The organism is Oleiphilus sp. HI0061, from assembly GCF_001635675.1.
Genome location: NZ_LWFE01000857.1, coordinates 1 through 1,668 on the forward strand (window position 1 = coordinate 1; position 1,668 = coordinate 1,668).

Annotated in this window: 1 protein-coding gene; it reads left to right on the forward strand. The window is 43.3% G+C overall.

The window, feature by feature from the left end:
- Positions 1 to 36: 36 nt before the first annotated feature.
- Positions 37 to 1,389: a DUF6160 family protein gene (locus A3735_RS10200; RefSeq protein ID WP_068511042.1), complete on the forward strand. Its 1,353-nt coding sequence runs from the start codon at positions 37 to 39 to the stop codon at positions 1,387 to 1,389.
- The last annotated feature ends 279 nt before the right edge of the window (positions 1,390 to 1,668 follow it).

Below are 1,668 nucleotides of genomic sequence, written 5' to 3' on the forward strand. Positions count from 1 at the left end.
ACAGTTTTAACGTAACCTAAATATTAGGAGAATAATATGAAAGGCCTGAAAAAAATCGCACTAGTTTCTGCAATCGCTGCTGCTTCTGCTGGCGCACAAGCTGAACTTAAAGCTCTAGACGACTCAGCAATGGGCGAGCTAACTGGTCAAGCTGGTTTGACTATCGATCTAGAAACTAAAGTTTCTATCGGTCAGTTCATGTATAAAGATGCTGGTAGCCTATTCATCAACGACATCAGCATCGGCGGCAACGCAAACACTGGTGACGATAACCTAGCAAACGACACTGACATGATTGACAATATCCGTATGAACATCGATATTGCTGGTTCTGCTGCTACTGGCGAAAACATTTTAGATCGTGGTTTGTCTGATTTTTACGGTGCTGAAGGTCTAGCTGCATTGGCTCTAGCATACGGTGCTGTAGATGACGGTCGTCTAGCTGGTTTGGCTGGCGGTATCGAAGCTAACGCTGATGGTGCATCTTTGACACAGCTAGAAGCTAACAATGTACAAGCTGCTCCTGGTGTATCTGTTGTTCAAGCAGTTGCTGGTGCACTTGGCGGAACATTCGTTAAGGGTCGTGTTGGTATCGAAGACGGTGACTTGTTAATTCACGAAATCGCTACTGATCCATTGGCTGCTCTTATCAGTGCTGATGACCTTATTGCTGGCGGTGCTACTGCACTTGCTGATTTCTCAACTCAAGAAGTTATCGACGCAGCTGTAACAGCGGTTGATTTCAAATACGAAATCGGTGCAATCGGTATTGCTGACTCTACTTACCAGCCAGGCGCAGATCTTTCTACTGCACAAACTACTACTTTGATCAGCAACTTAAGCATTGCGGGTTACTTGGGTCACAAAGATATCCATATCGAAAACAATGGTAATGGTTTCGGCGCTACTGACACTGATGGTAATGGTCGTATCTCTGCTGCTGAAGCTTCTGATGCTGTGACTGGTTCTACTGGTTACGGTGATGCGAACTCAAAAATCCACATGGATAGCTACTTCAACATCACTGATTTAGATGTTTACATCGATATCGCTGGTGTTCAGATCAACGATCTGAAAATCCACAACCATCGTGGTGACACTTCTGGTCTAGACGGATTGAATGCATTCGGTTTCGCTCACTCAATGCGTGACATCTACGCTGTTAAAGACGCAGTTCTTGATCTAGGTTCTGTTGCTTTGAACCCAGCTCAAGATATCCAGGGTGGCAACACAAGAGAAGGTTATGTTGACGGTATCGCAATCAACACTACTTCTAAGTTTGACCTAGATATCGGTTCATTGTCTTTCGGTGACACTGGTACTTCTATCGGTGAAATCTACTTGACTGATGTGACTAACACTACTAACTGGACTATCTCTGCTCACTAAGATCTTGATCTTAGCTGAAGCTGGATACGAAAGTGTTTAGTTAAGTTAGAAGCAAAACGAGAAACCGCCTCACAATGTGAGGTGGTTTTTTTAGTTTCTGTTGTCTGTAAATTCTGTTGGCAGGGAAATATGGGGTAGGCTTTTGTGGCTAAAAGTGTTTGTTATGAAATTCCGTTCACTGCCTCGTTCACATTATAAAAAATGCCTAACAAAAGTCACAAATTCTACTGATTCACTGTAGACATTCTTCTCTCGCCCAGATAATTTATATCCACAATA